Source organism: Mesorhizobium sp. M7A.F.Ca.CA.002.05.1.1 (genome assembly GCF_003998335.1).
Classification (GTDB): Bacteria; Pseudomonadota; Alphaproteobacteria; order Rhizobiales; family Rhizobiaceae; genus Mesorhizobium.
Map to the genome: position 1 here is coordinate 1 of NZ_RZQI01001676.1, position 416 is coordinate 416.

The following is a 416-nucleotide window of genomic DNA, read 5'->3' on the forward strand; positions in this document are numbered from 1 at the left end:
GTTCAGGCCTATGGAATTTCGGTCGGTCTGGAAGGCGGCAACGGCATCGTCAGCGATCCCGGCATGTTCTTCCGCGTCTCGACCGTCCTCACGCTGCTCGGCGGCACCATGTTCCTGATGTGGCTCGGCGAGCAGATCACCGCCCGCGGCATCGGCAACGGCATTTCGCTGATCATCTTCTCCGGCATCGTCGCCGGCCTGCCGCACGCCATCTCCGGCACGCTGGAGCTTGGCCGCACCGGCGCGCTGTCGACCGGCCTGATCCTGGCGATCATCGTGCTCGCCGTCGTCGTCATTGCGCTCATCGTGTTCTTCGAGCGCGCCCAGCGCCGCTTGCTGATCCAGTATCCGAAGCGCCAGGTCGGCAACCGCATGTTCCAGGGCGATACATCGCACCTGCCGCTGAAGCTCAATAC

1 protein-coding gene is annotated in these 416 nt (G+C 64.7%); it reads left to right on the forward strand.

Features of this window, described 5'->3' with window-relative positions; genetic code table 11:
* A partial coding sequence (locus EN939_RS37730) for a preprotein translocase subunit SecY (RefSeq protein WP_272483154.1) occupies window positions 1-416 on the forward strand: 416 nt, incomplete at both ends.